Source organism: Paenibacillus oryzisoli (assembly GCF_050467285.1).
In the GTDB taxonomy this organism is placed as follows: Bacteria; Bacillota; Bacilli; order Paenibacillales; family NBRC-103111; genus Paenibacillus_E; species Paenibacillus_E oryzisoli_A.
Map to the genome: position 1 here is coordinate 166,041 of NZ_JBCMUN010000005.1, position 19,100 is coordinate 185,140.

General features: G+C 51.4%; 13 protein-coding genes. All 13 read right to left on the reverse strand.

All coding sequences use genetic code 11. From position 1 onward, the window contains the following. Positions 1-129 precede the first annotated feature (129 nt). The 13 genes from ABE504_RS06485 to leuD all read right to left on the reverse strand — a co-directional run bounded on the left by ABE504_RS06485 (position 130) and on the right by leuD (position 19,097). Complete coding sequence (locus ABE504_RS06485; RefSeq protein ID WP_430086096.1) at positions 130-1,977, reverse strand: ABC transporter ATP-binding protein; 1,848 nt, start codon at positions 1,975-1,977, stop codon at positions 130-132. Further along, complete coding sequence (locus ABE504_RS06490; RefSeq protein WP_430086099.1) at positions 1,974-3,791, reverse strand: ABC transporter ATP-binding protein; 1,818 nt, start codon at positions 3,789-3,791, stop codon at positions 1,974-1,976. Before ABE504_RS06490 ends, ABE504_RS06485 begins: the two co-directional genes overlap by 4 nt. A 258-nt stretch (positions 3,792-4,049) precedes the next feature. Continuing rightward, positions 4,050-7,745, reverse strand: a complete 3,696-nt coding sequence (locus tag ABE504_RS06495; RefSeq protein WP_430086101.1) for a dynamin family protein — start codon at positions 7,743-7,745, stop codon at positions 4,050-4,052. Between the two features lie 286 nt (positions 7,746-8,031). Next, positions 8,032-8,307: an NAD/NADP transhydrogenase alpha subunit gene (locus tag ABE504_RS06500; protein ID WP_126140464.1), complete on the reverse strand. Its 276-nt coding sequence runs from the start codon at positions 8,305-8,307 to the stop codon at positions 8,032-8,034. A 24-nt stretch (positions 8,308-8,331) separates the two neighbouring features. Beyond that, on the reverse strand, positions 8,332-9,003 hold the full coding sequence (gene nth, locus ABE504_RS06505) for an endonuclease III (protein ID WP_430086103.1): 672 nt from the start codon (positions 9,001-9,003) through the stop codon (positions 8,332-8,334). Positions 9,004-9,197: 194 nt separating this feature from the next. Continuing rightward, the gene (locus tag ABE504_RS06510) at positions 9,198-11,912 is read right to left on the reverse strand and encodes an S-layer homology domain-containing protein (protein WP_430086107.1); all 2,715 of its coding nucleotides are present in this window, start codon (positions 11,910-11,912) and stop codon (positions 9,198-9,200) included. A 29-nt stretch (positions 11,913-11,941) separates the two neighbouring features. Next, positions 11,942-12,529 carry a GerMN domain-containing protein gene (locus tag ABE504_RS06515; RefSeq protein WP_430086110.1) on the reverse strand — a complete coding sequence of 196 codons (588 nt, stop codon included), beginning with the start codon at positions 12,527-12,529 and terminating at the stop codon, positions 11,942-11,944. Positions 12,530-12,574: 45 nt separating this feature from the next. Next, positions 12,575-14,128, reverse strand: coding sequence for an N-acetylmuramoyl-L-alanine amidase (locus ABE504_RS06520; protein ID WP_430086113.1), 1,554 nt, complete (start codon positions 14,126-14,128; stop codon positions 12,575-12,577). Between the two features lie 253 nt (positions 14,129-14,381). Further along, complete coding sequence (locus ABE504_RS06525; RefSeq protein ID WP_430086116.1) at positions 14,382-15,479, reverse strand: GerAB/ArcD/ProY family transporter; 1,098 nt, start codon at positions 15,477-15,479, stop codon at positions 14,382-14,384. Continuing rightward, on the reverse strand, positions 15,479-15,721 hold the full coding sequence (locus ABE504_RS06530) for a hypothetical protein (protein ID WP_430086118.1): 243 nt from the start codon (positions 15,719-15,721) through the stop codon (positions 15,479-15,481). The genes ABE504_RS06525 and ABE504_RS06530 overlap by 1 nt, the downstream gene beginning before the upstream one ends. Next, positions 15,711-16,892, reverse strand: a complete 1,182-nt coding sequence (locus tag ABE504_RS06535; protein ID WP_430086121.1) for a Ger(x)C family spore germination protein — start codon at positions 16,890-16,892, stop codon at positions 15,711-15,713. The genes ABE504_RS06530 and ABE504_RS06535 overlap by 11 nt, the downstream gene beginning before the upstream one ends. After that, complete coding sequence (locus ABE504_RS06540; RefSeq protein WP_430086124.1) at positions 16,876-18,351, reverse strand: spore germination protein; 1,476 nt, start codon at positions 18,349-18,351, stop codon at positions 16,876-16,878. The genes ABE504_RS06535 and ABE504_RS06540 overlap by 17 nt, the downstream gene beginning before the upstream one ends. A 140-nt stretch (positions 18,352-18,491) precedes the next feature. After that, positions 18,492-19,097 carry a 3-isopropylmalate dehydratase small subunit gene (leuD, locus tag ABE504_RS06545; protein WP_430086126.1) on the reverse strand — a complete coding sequence of 202 codons (606 nt, stop codon included), beginning with the start codon at positions 19,095-19,097 and terminating at the stop codon, positions 18,492-18,494. Between the last annotated feature and the right edge of the window lie 3 nt (positions 19,098-19,100).

Here is a 19,100-nt window from a genome sequence, read left to right on the forward strand (position 1 = left end):
GGTAAATCCGGCGCGTCTGAGCGAAATAAGACACCCGCGAGTGCTTATTTCGACGACAAGCCGCTCCGCATATAAAAAAGCTGCCCAACCGCATCAGCGGCCGGGCAGCTTCCCTGGGCAGGCTGCGGCTTACACCGCATCCTGCAAAAATTTATATTGCGCCTGGATCAGGCCGTAATAGATTCCTTTTTCACGCATCAGCTCGTCGTGATTGCCGATTTCCATCATGCGGCCGTGGTCCAGCACGACGATTTTGTCAGCTCCGCGGATCGTCGAGAGACGGTGCGCGACGATAAAGGACGTGCGTCCTGCGAGCAGCGTCTTGAGCGCTTCCTGGATTTTCAGCTCCGTATCCGTATCGATACTCGCCGTCGCTTCGTCGAGAATCAGCACGCGCGGATTGGCCAGCAGCGCCCGTGCAAACGAGATCAGCTGCCGCTGCCCCATGGACAGCACGTTGCCGCGCTCCTGCACTTCGGTCTCATAGCCCAGCGGCAGCGAGGAAATAAACTCGTGCGCGTGAACCGCTTTCGCCACTTCCTCAATTTCTTCATTCGTCGCATTGAGGCGACCGAAGCGAATGTTGTCGCGAATCGTGCCGGAGAAGATGAACGTATCCTGCATCACGACTCCGATTTGCGAGCGCAGGCTTTGAATCGTGACGTTCCGAGTGTCTTCGCCGTCGATCAGAATGCGCCCTTCCACGGGATCATAGAACCGGCAGAGCAGGTTCATGATCGTACTTTTGCCTGAGCCGGTGTGCCCAACCAGCGCGATGGACTGGCCTGCGGTAACATCCAGCGAGATATTGTTCAGCGCAGGGCGGCCTTTTTCGTACTCGAACACCAGGTTCTCGAACTTCACGTTCCCTTTCACCGGCTCCAAATCCTTCGCACCTTCAATTTCGGCAACGGTCGGCTTCTCATCCAGAAACTCGAAGATCCGCTCCGCCGACGCCATGGCGATCAGCAGTTGGGAATACATTTGTCCCAGACGGTTGATTGGCTCCCAGAAATACCCGATGTACGTCGCAAAAGCCACGAGCAAACCGATCGTAATCTCCTCGGTTTGAATCAGATGTGCGCCATACCAGAACAGGATGCAGTAGCCGATAGCGCCGGTAATCTCGATCATCGGACCGAACGTCTGATTCAGCATCGAGGCGCGGTTCCACGACAAACGGTTCGTCATGTTCATTTTGGTAAAGAATGAAATGTTTTCTTTCTCCTGGGTGTAAGCTTGCGTAACGCGAATCCCTTGAATACATTCGTTCAAGTGGGCGTTAAGCCGCGACTGTTTCATCGTAACGTCCTGCCACGCACGGCGGATCAATACCCGTACTTTCGTTGACACGAAAAACATGATCGGAACGGTAATGATGATGGCTAACCCAAGTTTGAAATTAAAAGTCAGCAAAATGATAATGATACCTGTAAGCTGAATGAGATCGATCAGCAAGTTGACGACACCGTTCGTAAACAAATCCTGCAAGGAGTTGACATAGTTCGTGACCCGAACGAGCACGGAGCCCGCAGGCCGGGTGTCGAAGAACCGGAACGATAGCTTTTGAATATGACTAAAGAGATCGTGACGCAAATCGTAAATAATGCGCTGACCAATCATATTCGTGTATTTGATCCGAAACGTATTGGCCAACCATTGAATGACATACACGCCGAGCATAATGCCCACAAGGATGAACAACAGCTGCTTATCCTTCGGCGTAATGGCATGGTCGATCGCTTCCCGGATCAGAATCGGCACGGTCAGCTTTGTAATGGCGCCGACAAACATCATAATGATGATGATCGGCAGCATTTGCTTGCGGTAAGGCTTCATATAGCCGAACAGCCGTCTTAATTGGCCCCAATCGAACGGTTTTTCAATCAGTTCATCGTCTTGATAGACGAAGCGCTGCCCGGTCTGAGAATCTTGTTTAAGCGCTTCGGCAGCTCTTTGCTTAGACTTTGTACTCAATGTGCTAACCTTCTTTCTTGCAGGGAAGATGGCAGGATTCGTTCTTCTTCCGCAGCGGCCGCGGCCTCTGCGATCACATCCTGTTGTTTGTCGGCGTATTGTATATCATACGTTTGGCGATATAGTCCCGGCTGCTCCAGCAGTTCCTGGTGCGTACCACGCTGCACGATGCGCCCTTTATTCAGCACGATAATTTCATCCGCATGCTTCAAAGAAGAAATCCGATGCGCGATAATAAACGTCGTCCGCCCTTTCATTACCTCGCCGAAACCAGCTTGAATCTCATGCTCGGTCTCCATATCGACGGCGCTCGTCGCATCGTCAAGCACGAGGATTTTCGGATCTTTGAGCAGTGCGCGCGCAATGGCAATCCGCTGCTTCTGACCGCCGGACAACCCGAGTCCGCGCTCACCGACAACCGTATCGTAGCCTTCCGGCAGCTCGCTGATAAAATCATGCGCTTTTGCCAGCTTCGCCGCTCTGATAATGTCGTCCATGGTCGCGTCCTTAACCCCATACGCGATGTTGTTGCGAATCGTGGAGGAGAACAGGAACGTTTCCTGGAACACCGTCGCGATTTGGCTGCGGTAGCTCTCAATTTGCAAAGAGCGGATATCCTGTCCGTCGAGCATAACTTTGCCTTCTTTGACACCGTAAGCCCGCATTAGCAGGGAAATGACCGTCGTCTTGCCTGAACCTGTGCTCCCTAGCAGACCAATGACTGATCCCGGCGGCGCATCCAGTGTGAAATCGTAAAGCGCAGGCTGCTTTTCCGGATAAGCGAAAGTCACGTGATCGAACTTCACATGGCCTTTAATGTCAGACGGCCCCAGCACCTTCGCGTTCTCAGCGTCTTTCACATGCACGTAGTGATGCAGGATGTCGAGAATTTTTTCCCCCGACGCTTTCGTATTCGTAAAGTTATTGATTTGGAAGCCGAGGCCCCACATTGGACCGATAATGTACCAAATCAAGCTGAAGCAGGCGACCAATTCCCCAAGTGAAATCGTTTCTTGAATGACCATATATCCGCCTACACCGAGCAGAATGACGACGCTGAGGTTCGCCAAAATTTCCATCACCGGAAAATATTTCGCCCAGATGCTTGCAGACCCCAAGTTCATCGATTTGTAATCTTCATTGCGTGTTGAAAATTTATCAATTTCATGCGGCTCGCGCGCGAACGATTTGACTGTCCGTACCCCTGTAATATTCTCTTGGACGGCTGTCGTCATCGTACTGAGCGACTGGCGCACCATACGGAAAGCCGGATGTATTTTGCCTTCGAAACGGACCGCCGTGAAAGCGAGGAACGGCATGGTAATCATCGTGAGCAGCGCCAGCTTCCAGTTGATCGAGAACATCATCGCCATCCCGAAAACGAACATGAGCCCGACGTTGAGCAACTGTGCAAAGCCGAAGCCAATAAATTGGCGAATCGCTTCCAAATCCGCCGTTAAACGAGACATGAGATCTCCTGTTCTCGCCCCGTCATAATACTGAAAGGATAAGTATTGCAGTTTTTGATAAAGCTCATTCCGTAAATGATAGGCAACCCGGTTGCCCAGTCTCCCCCCGCACAAGCCGTGCAGAAATTGAAACATCCCCTTTAAAGACACGACGCAAACGACCAGCAGCGCAAGACGCGGCACCAGATCGAATTGTTTCTTTGTGATGACATTGTCAATCAAGTAACGCAATAAATTCGGGTAAACCAGGCCAAGCGCGGTAGCGATTGCCAAGCAGGCAATTGCTCCAAAAAACAGTTTTTTCTCCGGCCAAAAATATGGCTTCAGTTGCCTGAATACATCCACTTTGGGCCCTCCTTAGAAGCTAGATTGGTAAAGCTTAGAAAGCGTTTTTCTTAGTGAATCTTAACACCATCACTAGGGAGGGGCAATCAGGGGATATTCCTGAAAAAACGCTTAAAATCGCATAAATTCACAAAAAAGACATAGAATCCACCCTGTTCTTTTAAATCATCTGAATCCTTACCGATGAAAGCCCTTACACGACAATTGCAAAAAAAGGCGGGTCAAGTTCCTAAGAACAAGACTCGCCCACCCGTCAAACTATGAATTAAAAGCCTGTAACTGATGCTGTTTCGCGATCAGTTCCTCCAGATCAATCTTCATTTCAAGCGCGTCGCGCAGCCCTTCTGCGTGTTCCGCTACCTGCTGCACCATCATTTCCTGGAGGGCAAGCAGCCAATCCGCCAGCTGCCCGTCATATGCCTTCTCCAGCTCAGCCGACTGCCCGTCGATGAACGCCACGACAGGGGTATTCAAGCGCTGCTCCAGCTCTGCTTTCAGCTTGCTTTTGCCATCGCCTTCGAAGAACTGCTTCGCGCTCTTGAAAAAGCTCTGCAGCAGCTTCATCGTCACGTCCCCGGCCTCCAGCTTGCCGGTCACTTCCGGCGTGCGGAACTTGCCCGGCTCATACGGCGCGCCTTCGAAGCTGTCCAGATAGTCGCGCAGCTGCGCCGTCCAGCGCTGGACGCGTGCGGCGCCGATCGCATTCATGCGGTTCTCGACGCGCAGTGTCGTCGCCAGCACCTCCTGCGACAAATCGTACCCGATCATGCGCTGCAGCTCCTGCCAGGCGATGCCCAGCGCCGCTTTCGGATCTTTCGCTTCATCGCGGAACGTCGACGGGTTGAACGCAATATTGAACAGTTCCCCGTAACGGAACATCGTCCGCTGTTTCACATAGTACAGCAATTCCTGAATTTCTTTGACAAGCTCTTTGCGCTCTGCTTCATAGCTGGATTCCCGAAGCAGCGTGAGACCGGCCTGTTCCGCCTGGTTCAGCTTCGCCAGCTGCGTCATTCGCTCTTCCTCGCCGGCCTGGGCGCTGAGAATCCACTGCCCCATCGTCGAGATGGCGCGGTTCAACTCCAGATTCGCCGCATGGATCGCGACGTCGCTCAGCTCGTTCAAAGTAAACGTCACAAAATCCTGCTCAAACGGCACGATGCCAGACTGCTCTACCAGGCTCTCTTTTCCGTTGATTTTGCCTTCTGCGGCCAAATAACTGGAAACCGGGTAGATACGCGGGTTACGGATGCCATGCTTTAACAGATTGTTCTCTACGTGCTTCACAACGCCGGTCAGCTCCGCCGGATTCGCCGCAAGGTCGGCGGCGTTCACGATGAAGAACATTTTATCCATTTCAAAGCTGTCCTTCACCCGGCCAAGCTGCAGGAGGAATTCGCGATCCGCTTGTGAAAAAGCATGATTGTAGTACGTAACAAATAAAATGGCATCTGCATTTTTAATATAATTGAAAGCTACACCCGTGTGGCGGGCATTGATCGAATCCGCCCCCGGCGTGTCAACGAAAATAATGCCTTGATCTGTGAGCGGATTGGAATAGTACAGCTCGATCCACTCGACGAAACACGATTTGGCTTCCTCCGCAACGTAGCCGGAGAACTCGTCTTTCGTAATGCGCAGATCCGTGCCCAAATTTGGCTCCGCGGTTTGCCAGCCCTTCTCGACGGCTTTGAGGAACGAATAGTGCGGCTTGCCCTTTGGCGTTACGCTCGTCGGCTGCAGCTGGCCGATCTTCGTCAAGGCGGTCGTCATGTCAGAAGCCGTCAACCCTAGCACGTCAAGAGAGTAGATGACGTCCTGGAGAATAGCGTCCGCCTTCTTCATCCGCACCTTGGCCGTGCCATGCGGCCAGCCTTCCTTCGGCGGCACGATCTTGTTGATCGCCGCCGTCGTCGGGTTCGGCGAAACCGGCAGGACCCGCTCACCGAGCAGCGCGTTGGTGAACGAGGACTTGCCTGCGCTAAAGGCGCCGAACAGCGCAATCGTGAAGGTCCGCTCGCGCAGACGTTCCGACTTCTCGCGCATGGCGCGCGCGATCGACCTCATCGACGGGAGGCCGTCGATGATTTGGGCGGCTGCGGTCAGATCCGCAGCCTTGCGCTCCATGCGCGAGCCGTGTTCACCCGAGCTCGCGGTGAACGCGGGCCGCGCCGCTGCCGTGCTCGACGCGGCTGGAGCTTCTGCAGCCGCAGACGCCGTGTGCGCGGCTTGCAGGATCGTCTCCATGGAGGTCACGTGCAGCTTCGCTCCGCCTTGCGGAGCGGCCCCTGCGTCCTCCATGGGGGTGTACAGCCGCGCGTCGGGCAGCGCCGGCGCGGAGGGCCGTGCCCAGCTCGCTTCGCGCAGCAGCTGGGCTTCCGCAGCCGCCTCGCTGTCTGCGAGGCGGTGCAGTTCGCGGCTGGCGGCGAGACGCCCGCCCAGCTCGCTCAGCTGCGCGCTGACGCCTGCGGCGTCCGCCATCGCGCGCGCGCCCACGGCGTTCACGATCACGTCGATGATCGCGAACGCCGCTTTGCGGTACAGCTGTTTCAGCTCGCCCGCAGCTTGCTTCATGTAGTTCAGCGTGTATTCCCCGCTGAACGACGCGCCTGCGCTGACCTGCGCCGCCAGCCAAGCGCCTGTCACCTCGACGCGAAGCGCCTCGATCTCGGCGATCAGCGCAGGATCATGCTGCTCCTGCTCGCGGGCCGCCTTCTTCAGCGCGTCGCGTAGATGCCAGTCGAGCTGCGCTTCGACCTGCTCCGCAAAATCCGCCTGAAACGCCGCCAGGCGTCTCTCCACTTCCGACGCGGTCTTCGCCGCGCCCGCGAAAAAGCCCACCTTAAAGCCGGGCTTACGGCTTTCCAGATAGCTGTGCGCCAGGTCGCGCGTCTGCGCCGGTGTAATGTTGGCATTTTCGATGATGGACGTAACGTCCTTGCGCAGCTTCGCCGTCAGCGTCTCCGGCAGTGCCTTGAGCCGCTGGAGCTCCGCTTCTGCAGCCGCAGCCGCTCGTTCCGCCGCTTCGGTATCGTCCTCCTCAGCAAGCTGCTCTATCAGCGCCTCACGCTGCGGCTCATGCTGCTCCTCCAGCCATTTTCGGTGCTCCGCTGCCAAAAAGCGCGCGGACGCGTCCAGACTGTACACGCGCAGATCGTCGCCGTTATCAATCAGACGGCTGAGCAGCCATCTCAGCTTTCCGTACTCGTTGTGCGGATGCTGCGGCTCTTTCATCGTGACATACAGTATGTCGTCCGGCTCAATGCCCCAGTTTAGGAACGCTTGCTTCGTTCCCTCTTGATATGTGGAGAATGGCAGCTCCCACTCTTTGTGCTTGTCGATCATATTGACGACGAGATAGAGCGGCTTGCCCCATTCCTTCATCTTTTTCGTAAAAGCGAGATTCACTTCCGATTGCACATGGTTGTAGTCCATCACATAGAACACAACGTCCGCCAAATGCAGCGCCGACTCCGTGGACTGATGATGCGCATCATCCGTCGAGTCAATCCCGGGTGTATCCAGCAAAGCGGCGTGCGTGCCCAAGAACGAAATCGGGTACGAAATTTCTACCGTCTCAATATCCGTCCCGTTCACGCAATACGCTTCCAGCTCTTCTAAAGGAATCGATGTTGTTGTTCCTGACCCATTCCCGGTGGCGTGATGCGTCACATGCGCGCCCGCCTCGCCGTTACGGATCGAGACGATATTCGCACTCGTCGGAATCGGACTCGACGGCAGCAGCGCATGGCCGCACAGCTGATTGATCAACGTCGATTTCCCCGCGGAAAAGTGCCCGCAAAAAGCGATATTCACCCGACCGCTGCCGATTTTATCCAATAGCTGCCCGAGCTTCTCGGCGTTTTCCCGATCGCCTGCGCGCTGCAGCGTTCCTTGCATGTTCTTCATTGCCCCTGGCATGACGGCAATGCTTCCCTCTACCATTTGTGTCATGGTGCTCTTTCGTCCTTTCTCCTCAACCCTCTATTTGTCTACAAAAGGAAGTTCAAAAAGTCGTCTTTTGATCACGAAGTGTAATTCATGACGCTTACTCGACATCGAATCTTGCGTTCAGCTTCGAAGTGCGGTGCTCTTGTAGGTTTTGCCTACACTCCGCTCCTCCTTCTTCAGCTTCTCGCAATCTTCTCGGTGCTGAAAACCTGATTTTTTGAACTCTCAATAAATGCTACCCGAACTAGAAAAAAATCTCCCAAAGGGAGATTTCGTCAGCGCCTCGCAATTAAGAAAGCGCAATTTTTTCTTTTTCTGGCAAGAAAATCTCAAAAACGTCCCGATGCTGAAGAATCGTAATATCGGAATCTTTCACCTTCATCACGACAACTTCGGATTTCGTTTTCATTTTGTCTATGTAATTCTGAGGAACTTCACCCGACTCACTGACAGTTACTCCTTCAATGACTCTTTCCTCATTTTCGGCGAGCGGCGTATTGATCACTTGTTCATAAATATCGGAGAATAATTCAAAGCTATTGGTGTATACGGCGATGCATTTCATTTCAATCCCATCCTTTTTTGCATATCATTGGTTTGTAATAGTTTTCCTAGTTGTCTTCGGTTTCATACGTTTTTTGCCTTCACGGCAACGATCCAACAACGGACATAGTTCACAATTCGGATTCTGCGCCTTACAGTGGTACCGCCCAAAAAAGATCAATCGGTGATGCGTTTGGGTCCATTCCTCCCGCGGTACTTTCTTCATCAGCTTCTTTTCAACTTCCAGAACCGAATCTTCTTCCGCCGCGAGCCCGAGTCGCTTGGAGACGCGCTCTACGTGAGTATCGACGGCGATCGCAGGCACGCCGAAAGCGTTTGACACGACGACATTGGCTGTCTTCCGGCCTACGCCGGGCAATTCAACCAATTGCTCGTGTTTCTCAGGAATTTGACCATCATACTTGTCCAACAGCATCTGACACAGCTTACGAATATGACTAGCCTTATTTCGAAAAAGGCCAATTCTGCGAATATCCTGCTCCAATTCCTCGGGGGAAACGGCCAAATAGTCTTCAGGCTTGGTGTATTTCTGAAATAGGTCTTTGGTCACTTTATTCACGGTTTCATCCGTGCATTGGGCGGATAGCAAAACCGCGATCGTCAGTTCGAACGGGTTGCTGTGGTGGAGCTCACAATGCGCATCCGGAAAAAGCTCGCCGATCGTATCCAAAATATGCCTTACTGCTTTCTGAGTCATGTTTGATCTTCCTTACGATCTTAATATCATTCAGTTTAGCGAAATGTACCGCTAGAATCAATCCTTGAAAGCGTCAAAATGCGAACATTTTCTAAAAAATGGCCACTTTTTCATAAAAAAAGTGAAATCCGCCTGCAAGACGAGCGATTATCGCTCATCAAACAGACGGATGGAAGTCAAAACCGGTTCATCAATTATTTTTCAATTTCAACAATTTTGTCATCGAGTACGTAAATTTTGACTACATTGCCGGCAGTAAAGGAAGACGGCGTCAGCAGCGTGCTGCCTTGGTGATAGTACGCTCTCGGGAACAAGCTGTATGACGTACGGTCGCCAGCGCTTGTCGCTTTGAAATACAACTGATTCACAATGCTGTTGTAGTTATCAACTTCGCGGCTGGCAGCGGTAGCTACTTGCACGAGGAATTTGTCGCTGGCATCCTTCATCACTTGCACCCGGTCGTCGACTTTAATAGAAGTCAGGCTCCATGGCGTGCCGCTGCTCAGCTTCACTTCATAGTTCGTGCCGACACTGACGACCTGTGTCTTACCGGAGAAGTCCTGTACCGTCAGACTGCCGGTCGAAGCATTGACAGCGGTCACTTTCCCGCGAATCGGCGTGACGATTTCCGCATTTTTCAGGCTAAGCCCTTCAAAGGACAACTTCACATAATCGTCTGGCAGCAGATCGGTGATCGCTCCAGCGGTTTGATCCGCCTTCACAATAGGCACACCGTCAAGAGAAACGGTATACGCGGTGTTCGCCGCATCCGTGACGGTAATCGTTTTGGCACTTGCATTGACGACAGCCGTCTTGTACAGCGCAGTTTTGCTTGTTACGATTTTTTGCACAATGCTTTGATCGTAGCTAAGCTGCAGCGAAACGACATCGCCGATTTTCAAATCGGATAGCGTACTGTTGGATTTATTGGCAAGTTCAACGACCGGCGTATAAGCCAGCTTAAAGGACAGATTTTGACCACTGTCCGTTTTCAACGTGATATCGTTGGTCGTCAGGTTGAGCTGCGTCAGCGTGCCTGTCACTTGCGTGGACATCGTGATTTTCAGCACACTGTTCTTGGAGGCCTGCAGATCGACGTATTTCCCAGCTGTAAACATGGACGTGAAGTTGGAAAATGGAAGCGTATTGCCCGCGTATGAAACTGCAACCGTTTCGGTCAGCGAGTACGCATGCGGTGTACCTGTATTATCCACGACGACTAAAAGCTTCGAAGTCGGGTTGTAACTGTCGATTTTCGCAAAATACAAATTCTCGATCGAACGGCTTGTCACTGTAATCAGTGTCACTTTATTGTTGAGCACGTCCAACTTGACGGTATCGCCAGGTGCAAGATCGTAAACGCCGGCATTCACGAGACCATCAATGGCAACCCGCACATTACTGTTTAATTCGTAGGCGGCAATGCCTGAGGATTTATTAATCAGGATAGCGGATTTATCATCGCTCAATTGCTTGATCGTTCCTTCTACCGTAATCCCGACATCCGCCTGCTTCTTCACTGTGACCTTCACTACAACGCTGTTTTTCACGGTGTACTCTACCGTATCGCCTACATGCAAAGCCGTCAAATCAATGAGGCTGTTATCGGCGAGTGTCGCAACGAGCGTGCTCGACAGCGTGAACGATTCCGCTTCGCCAGTCGAAGCGTCAACCAATGTCACTTGACGGGAAGCCGCGTCAATCATTTGAATATCGCCTGTCGCCGTCTTGTTGAGCGGAATTTGTTTGACCACAATGGACGTGTACTTATCGCTTTCCACTAGCTGGCTTTTGCGCAGCTGCACCGTGCTGCCTGTGACAACATCGGCCAGGCTCATCCCGCGCCCCTCGGAATCCGTGACAGAAACATCCGGAGCCAAGTCATAGGCGTTATAATCATCCAACGTCGCTTTGAACGTTGACATATTCAAGTTCAGCAGCTGCCCCTCATGAATGTCCATATGCAGCTCGTCGCTGTTAATTTCCACATAGTATGCAGTTCCATTGACCGGAACTAATGTCACCTGGTACGTTTCTTGGAGTTCGTTCGGCTGAATGGCCGTATCATTTTTGTTGCCGTAAAAAGTAGTATTCGATGATAGCTTGTACGTGCTTGTATTGCCAAGATCGTCCATGATGGAGATGGTGCCGCTTGTCAGATTCGTCAAATAGCCTTTGACCGCATGGCCAGGCAGCGTTGCCAGTTCCTTCTGGGAACGGCTGAGGAACGTCGCCATCTGCGCGCGCGTTACCACACCCTTCGGTTGGAACGAACCGTCTTCAAAGCCGTCAACGATTTTGAGCGCGACCGCTGCATTGACGTATCCGAGCGTAGTCGGGCTGATTTCGCTGTTGTCCGTGAAGGCCGATGCAGTTACAGCCATACCATCCGCCATCGACGCTTTGCCGATCGCCCGGATGACCACTTCAGCCACCCATTCGCGAGTCGCCTTTTGCTGGCCCCAATTTTCGGTCTGCTTTACACCGTTGATTCTTGCTTTTTCTTCCTCGTAAGAAATGAGTCCATGTTGTCGAGCAACTTCAACGAATTTACGTGCATAATCGCTAACTTGCAGAAATTCGGGGAACACAGTCGAAGCTGTGCTGTCCACTTCGCCCTGCAGACCCATCATCCGCACCGCCATAATCAAAACATCCTGCTGCGTGACGGAGTTCTCGGAACGGTACGTGCCGTCTTCAAAGCCGTCAATGATGCCTTCCAGCGCAAGCTTGGAGATATGACGAATGCCCCAGTAATCTTGGGTTACGTCGGGAAAAGACAGTTTGACATTGGACGTTGTCGTCGCTGCGGACGTTGTGACAATGGATGCCCCCAGAACCGGTGTCGCCGCCAGACTGGACATGATAAGTGAGCTCACAATAACGCTCGCCAGTTTTTTCGTATTCATGAATCGCTTAGCTCCTCTGCTTGTCCATTTTAGTTAGGTCTCTTCATCGGGTAAGGAAGTTCCATATGGCCCATCAGGCTGTCCACCTGTTTGCCATCCTTCAGGATGTAAATGGCCTTTATTTCCGGGAACTGAAACAGCGTCTTCTTCAACGCTTGCAAAAATAAATCTTCGCCAGGCGCCCCAAGCTGTGTTTTTGGGCCGAATGCGACATCGAGCTTCAACTCGCCTTTTGCCTTATCGAACGCGATGCTGGTCCATTTCAGATCTTCGAAAAGCGGAACCGCCTTCGGATCGTCGCTTTTTTCCAGCGCCTTCAGCGCGGCTCCGTACACATCGGTCTCCTTGGCATAGGAAACGGTAACGGACTTCTCAACCAGCTTCATTTCGTCGGTGTCACTGTAATAGGTCTTAATCTGCTTCTTCAACACTTCCGGCGCCAGCTGCGGCGTCACGGTCGGCTGACTGGTGACAGCAGGTGCCGTCGCAACAGGAGTTGCGGTCGGCGCGGCTGTGGAGCCGCCGGATAATTGAGGCTTCTGACCGCAGGCAGTTAAAGTCAGCGCGATGGCACTTACCAGAAGCGTCCCTTGAAGCAGGCGACTTGTCTTGGTCATCTCTAGCTCACTCCTTCGCGTGGTGCATGTGCTGCAAATCAGCACTTATTTTAGTTTCAAATAGTCCTTGATGGCGTTCACAAGCGCAAGAGCCAGCTTATCTTGAAAGGCTTCCGTATACATGGCGGTTTCATCATTTTTATTGGACAAGTAGCCGACTTCCAATAAAACGGCGGGCATCGTCGTTTTGGTAATGACGCGATAATCGGCTTCGCGGACGTGACGATCGGGGAAGCCCGTCGCAGCAACCGCATATTGATGGATGACGTTGGCAAACGGAATACTTTCCGCCCTGTTGTAATACGTCTCTGTCCCGGAAACGGTCGCTTTCGCGCTATTGCCGTGAATGGACAGGAACAGGTCGGCCGGCGCCTCGTTGGCAAAGGAAACCCGGTCGTCGAGCGGGATAAACGTGTCGTCCGAACGTGTCATGAGCACTTGGACCCGCTTGTCCTTCGCCAGCTCCTCGGCTACTTTCTTCGCTGTCGACAAGGTAAACTCCTTTTCATGCCTGCCGTTAAGCGAGAGCGCGCCTGGATCCGTGTCTCCATGACCGGCATCGATCACGACGGTCAGCAAATGGTCGCCAGGCACCGCAGGCACGTCTTGAAACGGCTTGTCGCCGATCAGCGCACGCCACGTTCCAACCGTCGTAACAGGCTGCGCTTGGTAGTAGGCCGTGCTTTTTAAATCGAGAATGATCCGGACCGTCGCCGGGCTATTGCTGAAATTGGAATAGCGGACCTTCTCAACAAGCGGGTGCTTGGATGGGAGTTCGCCGGCATTTTTGACCAGTGCCTTCTGCAGGGTATCATTCAATATAGTATTCGGAAAATCAAACACAATTCGGTCCGGATTGGAAAGCTTAAGCACACTTGGTACCAACTTGCCGTCTTTGGCCGTTACCGTCAGGTCCGTTTCGGACAGCGTAATCGCGCTGATCGTACGATTGCCAGTTACTGGCGCGTTCCCGTCACCGCCCTTGCTGTCGCCCGTACCTGTATTCGTTCCCTTGCCAGAGCCGGAGGTATTGTTGCTGCTGCCTGTTCCCGACGGCGTCTCTACGGTTCCATTCCCGGTTCCCGTCAGCGGAGGCTTGACTTCCACACTGCCATTCTCAAGATCGACCGGTCCCGTCACTGGCTTGGCATCCACTTCGTTCGCTTTATACATGTGCACGGAATAGGATGGCTCGTCCCACTTAATTTCGACGCCCAGCTTTTCAACAATATAGCGAAGCGGAAGCATCGTGGTGTCATTCTCAATGAACGGAGCGACTTCAAGCTGCTCCTTCTTGCCGTTGAACTGCGCCGTTTTGTTATCAATGAGCAGCAGCATCGTATTGTTATCTTGCGTAATCGTAACCTTTCTCGTGGCTTCCTCCCACCCGACTTTCGCGCCGATCTCTTCCACGATCACACGCACGGGCACGAGCGTATTGTTGTCCACAATACGGGGAACCACCTCAGTGACATCCAGCTTTTTCTCGTTCATATACAGCAGAACAGGCTTCGGCTTCGATGCTTCAGCACCAAACGCCGTTGTGGGGAGCAGCATCAGCGCGACCAGCAGCGCCAAACAAAACGCAGGAAATTTCATCGTTCACCTCTTGTGTCTTTGTCGAATTTTCAACCTATGTATGTGCACTGGGCTACAGGCGACTCTACGGGAAATCTAGCAAGCTTCCTTTCATTATAGCAAAAAATGCACGCTTCCGACAGCACATCCCCCTCCCCATCGACAATCTCGTAACCTATTAGACGAGCGAAGTTGGCAAAAGTTGCAAGATTTTGAGGAAAAGCACGTAAAAACACCCGCATGTGCACGTCATGAAGGGTGTGGGCTAGCAATCTTATGCGCTTTTCTTCCTTTTCTTTTGAAGCATGGTAAGGATCGAGATGATAAGCGGAATCAAAGCCATCGGTAGCAGCGTAGTGAAAGGCGCCAGCCTCACATTGTAGTTGGCCAGATCATTCAGATGGACAAAGCTTCTCTGAGCTATTGCAAAAAACAAAAGCCCTACCGGTACAATGAATCCACGATTTCTTGGCAGACCAACAACATGACAAAAAATTTCTGTGAAAATAAGCTGCAAAATGATGATTTCAAACAAGGTGAAAATCGTCCATATCCCAATGATCATAATCTCGATCCGTTCGATGTACTCTCCGAAGGTGACGAGTTGGATCGCAGAGAAGAACGGAAATGTCAAATCCTCAGTCAGATGCATCCCCAGGGAACCTAAGGTTAAATAGGCGGCTGCTATTAAGTAAAGTCCCGAGAGCGCCAACGCCAACGGGATATGACGCGCAAGTTTTTTTATATCCGTCGCATGCGAGAACACAAAGCAGAGAACAACGGATTTGCCAAAAGGAAAAAACAAGCTGATCAGACTGCAGTAGCCGATCTCTTCGACACGATGCTGGAGAGGAGGCAGGAACGGATTGCTGCCCACTTCTTTAAAAATAAAAAAGCAAATGACAAAAATGCTAATTAAGAAAAAGGGAAGCGTGATCTGCATCGTTCTGACAATTGGCCCTAGCCCAAGATAGGCTGCATAGGAAGTGGCACACACAATCAGAAGCAGAATTTGATTGGAAGAGCTATTCGGCAGCACAACGGTCCGATAGAACGATGTCAGCGCTTGCGAAGCCAAACTTTGAATCTCCAACATGTAGATCAAGTAGAAGAAAAGCGCCGCTCTTGCCAATTGCTTCCCTAGCAGCTTATCAAAGATTTGGACCATGCTAAATTGCGGGTATTGCCTCTGAACGTAGCATAACAGCAGCAATATCCCGCACGCCATTGTCACAGCGATCACATACGACAGCCACACATCTTGCTTTAACACTTTGGCTTCAAACAGAAACAACGTTGAAAAGCCTGACAGAAAACTGAACGTCAGGCATGCCAATGCGCCAGGTGTAATCTTTTCTTGAGAGACACCCATTAGCTTTCCCACCCGATTCCCAATTGTTTCAGCACATAGCCGGAAAGGCTGCTATAAACCATCCTTTGGAACGATTCTATCGTTGGTATTCGGGAGCCGAACCAGGTTTCGCAATACAAAGCAGCCACCGTACATAGCAAGAACATGACGATCCCCTCCCGATAACGCTGGTTTTTCGATAGAATGTACAACGATACAGATCCATAGCCCAGTGCAAGGACGGCAATGACATTATTCATCATGAGCGTGTTCATCCCTTAGATACTGAATCATACCTTGCTTTTCAAAATTGACATCCGCTTGAACGTTCACTTCCATTGTGCTAAAGATGCGCTTCCAATCTTTTGAAATCGCCCGCCATTCTTTAGGATGATGTTGGGAAAGAGTGGTCGAGAAACCAAGGATGTCGGTTTTCAAGTCCTGCTGAAAAAAAGAAATGCTTTTCGAAATGCTCGCTTCCAAGCTCTTCGCCGCTGCTTTCTCCATGCGACGAATCTCATCTACTTGATCGATGTGAAGATTCGGACCGAGCTCGCCGATTGTGGCCGCAAAACGAAGCGTGACGTCGACAACCGGCCTTTGCTGTTGAAAAGTGGTTCGTACTTTTCGTTCTCTCAAATTCAGAAAGAGGGTAAACCGTGAACCTTCGAATTTAATCAACTTTACAAATTGAATGTTTTTCCATTTTTGATGTGAGAATAAATTGACAACAATTGCATCCTCACCCTCCAGCCAATGCGTCAGCTTACTGTCCGACATCACCGCTCCGCCTGTTAACGATAGGGTTTCTTTCTTATCTTCCGGCTGTCGTGCCGCGATAATTCGTCCCGTGACATAACCCCGATACGGATCCGAACTCCAGTTAACAATATCCTGGATACGTTGGCTGACGGCTTGACCCCATTCTTTCACATTATGAATTTTACCTAACAAATCGTTTGAAAGCAGTTCACCGGATTCGATTCTCATCTTAAGTTTATCGAGTGCTTTGCCGTCGCTGATCAGCAAAAAGCTCGTCAAGCGAACCTCACGGTTTCTGGAAGCGAAATCCATAATATCGTAAAAGCGCTCTTTTCCCGCTTCCTCACCCACCACTAGAAACTTGTTGTGCTGCCAGACAAGCTGCTTTCCGGCATAGCTTCTCAGGCTTTTAGCGGCTTCCAGGATAGATCGGCCGCTTGCAGTCAACACCCAGTGGGAAAGCTTCCCTGCTTGTTCGGTGCTTAACGACGTCGGCATGACGCAATATGCTGAAAAAATAAAAGTTTGATGCTCCGCATCGTAATCAATGCCAACCGCCTCCACGATAATAATTTCACTAATTTCAGTCACATCCGGCGAGCAGCCTGAAGCTGCTAGGCAGGCAATCAACAGCAGGAGGCCCATTCTGCAAGCCTTATGTATTCTCAACATCGTCCTGGTGTGAACCTCCAGAGTTTGGATTTCTAAGCCGTATCGGCAGAAGTACATATTTTTTCAATGTGTCTCTCCAACCTTTCATGCTGACCGGGCTCAGAAAAAGCTTGCCGCATGAGGTTAAAGAGCATAAATGCGATAATAGAATAAACATCCCGAGCGAGATGCCAAGCACGCCGGTGTAGGCCGCAAGCAGCATCATCGGAAAGCGAAGCAAGCGGAAGGAAATGGCCGTACTGAAGTTGGGGATCGTGAACGAAGCGATGCCTGTCATGGCGACGACGATGACCATAGGCCGAGAAACAATTCCGGATTGAACGGCCGCCTCCCCTATAATCAATGCGCCGACAATACTCACCGATTGACCCACAGCTCTAGGCAGCCGTAGACTGGCCTCACGCAGGACTTCAAAGGCGATTTCCATTAGCATGGCTTCAACAAAGGTTGGAAACGGGATACCTGCTTTAGAAGAGAGAAAAGCCAGCATTAACGGTGTGGGAATCATTTCCAAATGAAACGTCGTAAGCGCAATATACAAGGAGGGCCCAAATAAAGAAATAAACATCGCAATCAGGCGAAGACCTCGCAAAAAGTTAGCAAAGTAAAACCGTTCATATAAATCGTCGCTCGTATGAAGCATTTCAAAAAAACTGGTAGGCGCAATGAGCACAATGGGCGTTCCGTCCGTCATGATGGCAATTTTGCCCCGATTCAGTGCCGTAACAACCCGATCCGGTCGCTCTGTTGCAAAGATTTGCGGAAACGGCGTGAATGAGCTGTCCTGAATGAATTCCTCAATCTGGGTATTGGCAATCAGGACATCCAGCCGCACCGCCGCCAGCCGCGCCTTCAACTCGTCGAGCATGCGCTTGTCCACTTTGTCATCCAAATACAGCAAGGTGACTTTGGTCCGGCTCTGGGAGCCGATTGTGTAGGAAACCGTTTTTAACTCCGGTGTACGCAATTTGCGAAAAACCATGCTTATATTTGTCGTCAGATCCTCGATAAAGCTCTCGCGCGGCCCTCTGACATTGATCTCGATATTTGGCTCGTCAATCGCTCTTTTCTCATACTCCGGCATAAAAAAATCGTAAGCCGTTTCCTGTCCCTCCAGAAACACAGCAACACCCGAATTCATCATCGCTGAAATCAGCGATTCCATGTCCGAACGCGCCGTTACCCTGCTTACCGACTGCAACGTGTCCAAAATCATGTCGTTCGCATCGGTTTCAAGCCCTTTTTGTGCCGCCCAGTCCTCGTTGATTTTCCTAATGATGACTTGGTTCAATGCTTTCTCGTCAATCAAAACATTCAAATAGACAAGAAAGGCCCAGCCCTGCTCTCTTCCCAGGCGCAATTCACGGACCGTCAGCAACTCATTTTCCGAAAAGACTTGTTGCAGCAAGGCGATATTCTCACTCGCAGCACCTGAAATCGGAGGGGGCTTATTATCCATGTCATCACCGTCTCTTCTTCGATTTCTGTGCTTATTATGGTAAATTGCAGGAAAAATATACAACAAAAAAGGATACACCCGCCAATTCATGGGGATGCATCCTTTTTCAACTCGTTCAAGCTCTTCGCTAAGAGCTCGACTTATTTATAAGCCAGACGTTTCGCATGCGCTTGCTCATATGCCGTGATTTTATCTTCGTGCTGCAGCGTCAAGCCGATGTCATCCAAGCCTTGCAGCAGGAATTGACGGCGGTGCTCATCCAAAGTGAAGTCGATTTCCAGACCAAAATCGTCTGTCAATTTGTTGTTATCCAAGTTAACATGCAGCTTGTAGCCTTCGTGCTTCGCCGTGCGTTGGAACAAGTCTTCTACTTGCTCTTCGGAAAGCTTGATGGGCAGGATGCCGTTTTTGAAGCAGTTGTTGTAGAAAATGTCCGCATAGGACGGTGCGATAATGACGCGGAAACCGAAGTCTTGAATCGCCCAAGGCGCGTGCTCACGGGAAGATCCGCAGCCAAAGTTCGCGCGGGAGATCAAGACGGAAGCGCCTTGAAAACGGTCTTGATTGAGCGGAAAGCTCTCGATCACGTTGCCCGCTTCGTCCCATCTCCACTCGAAGAACAGGAATTGGCCGAAACCGGAACGCTCGATGCGTTTCAAAAATTGTTTAGGAATGATTGCGTCTGTATCTACGTTAACACGGTCTACAGGGCCTACAAGGCCTGTGTGTTGTTTAAAAGCTTCCATAGT

Coding starts and splice junctions, on each gene's coding strand:
- ABE504_RS06520 (WP_430086113.1), bottom strand. CDS start 14,128: ATGAAATTTCCTGCGTTTTGTTTGGCGCTGCTGGTCGCGCTGATGCTG.
- ABE504_RS06495 (WP_430086101.1), bottom strand. CDS start 7,745: ATGACACAAATGGTAGAGGGAAGCATTGCCGTCATGCCAGGGGCAATG.
- ABE504_RS06525 (WP_430086116.1), bottom strand. CDS start 15,479: ATGGGTGTCTCTCAAGAAAAGATTACACCTGGCGCATTGGCATGCCTG.
- ABE504_RS06510 (WP_430086107.1), bottom strand. CDS start 11,912: ATGAATACGAAAAAACTGGCGAGCGTTATTGTGAGCTCACTTATCATG.
- ABE504_RS06515 (WP_430086110.1), bottom strand. CDS start 12,529: ATGACCAAGACAAGTCGCCTGCTTCAAGGGACGCTTCTGGTAAGTGCC.
- ABE504_RS06500 (WP_126140464.1), bottom strand. CDS start 8,307: ATGAAATGCATCGCCGTATACACCAATAGCTTTGAATTATTCTCCGAT.
- leuD (WP_430086126.1), bottom strand. CDS start 19,097: ATGGAAGCTTTTAAACAACACACAGGCCTTGTAGGCCCTGTAGACCGT.
- nth (WP_430086103.1), bottom strand. CDS start 9,003: ATGACTCAGAAAGCAGTAAGGCATATTTTGGATACGATCGGCGAGCTT.
- ABE504_RS06540 (WP_430086124.1), bottom strand. CDS start 18,351: ATGGATAATAAGCCCCCTCCGATTTCAGGTGCTGCGAGTGAGAATATC.
- ABE504_RS06530 (WP_430086118.1), bottom strand. CDS start 15,721: ATGATGAATAATGTCATTGCCGTCCTTGCACTGGGCTATGGATCTGTA.
- ABE504_RS06535 (WP_430086121.1), bottom strand. CDS start 16,892: ATGTTGAGAATACATAAGGCTTGCAGAATGGGCCTCCTGCTGTTGATT.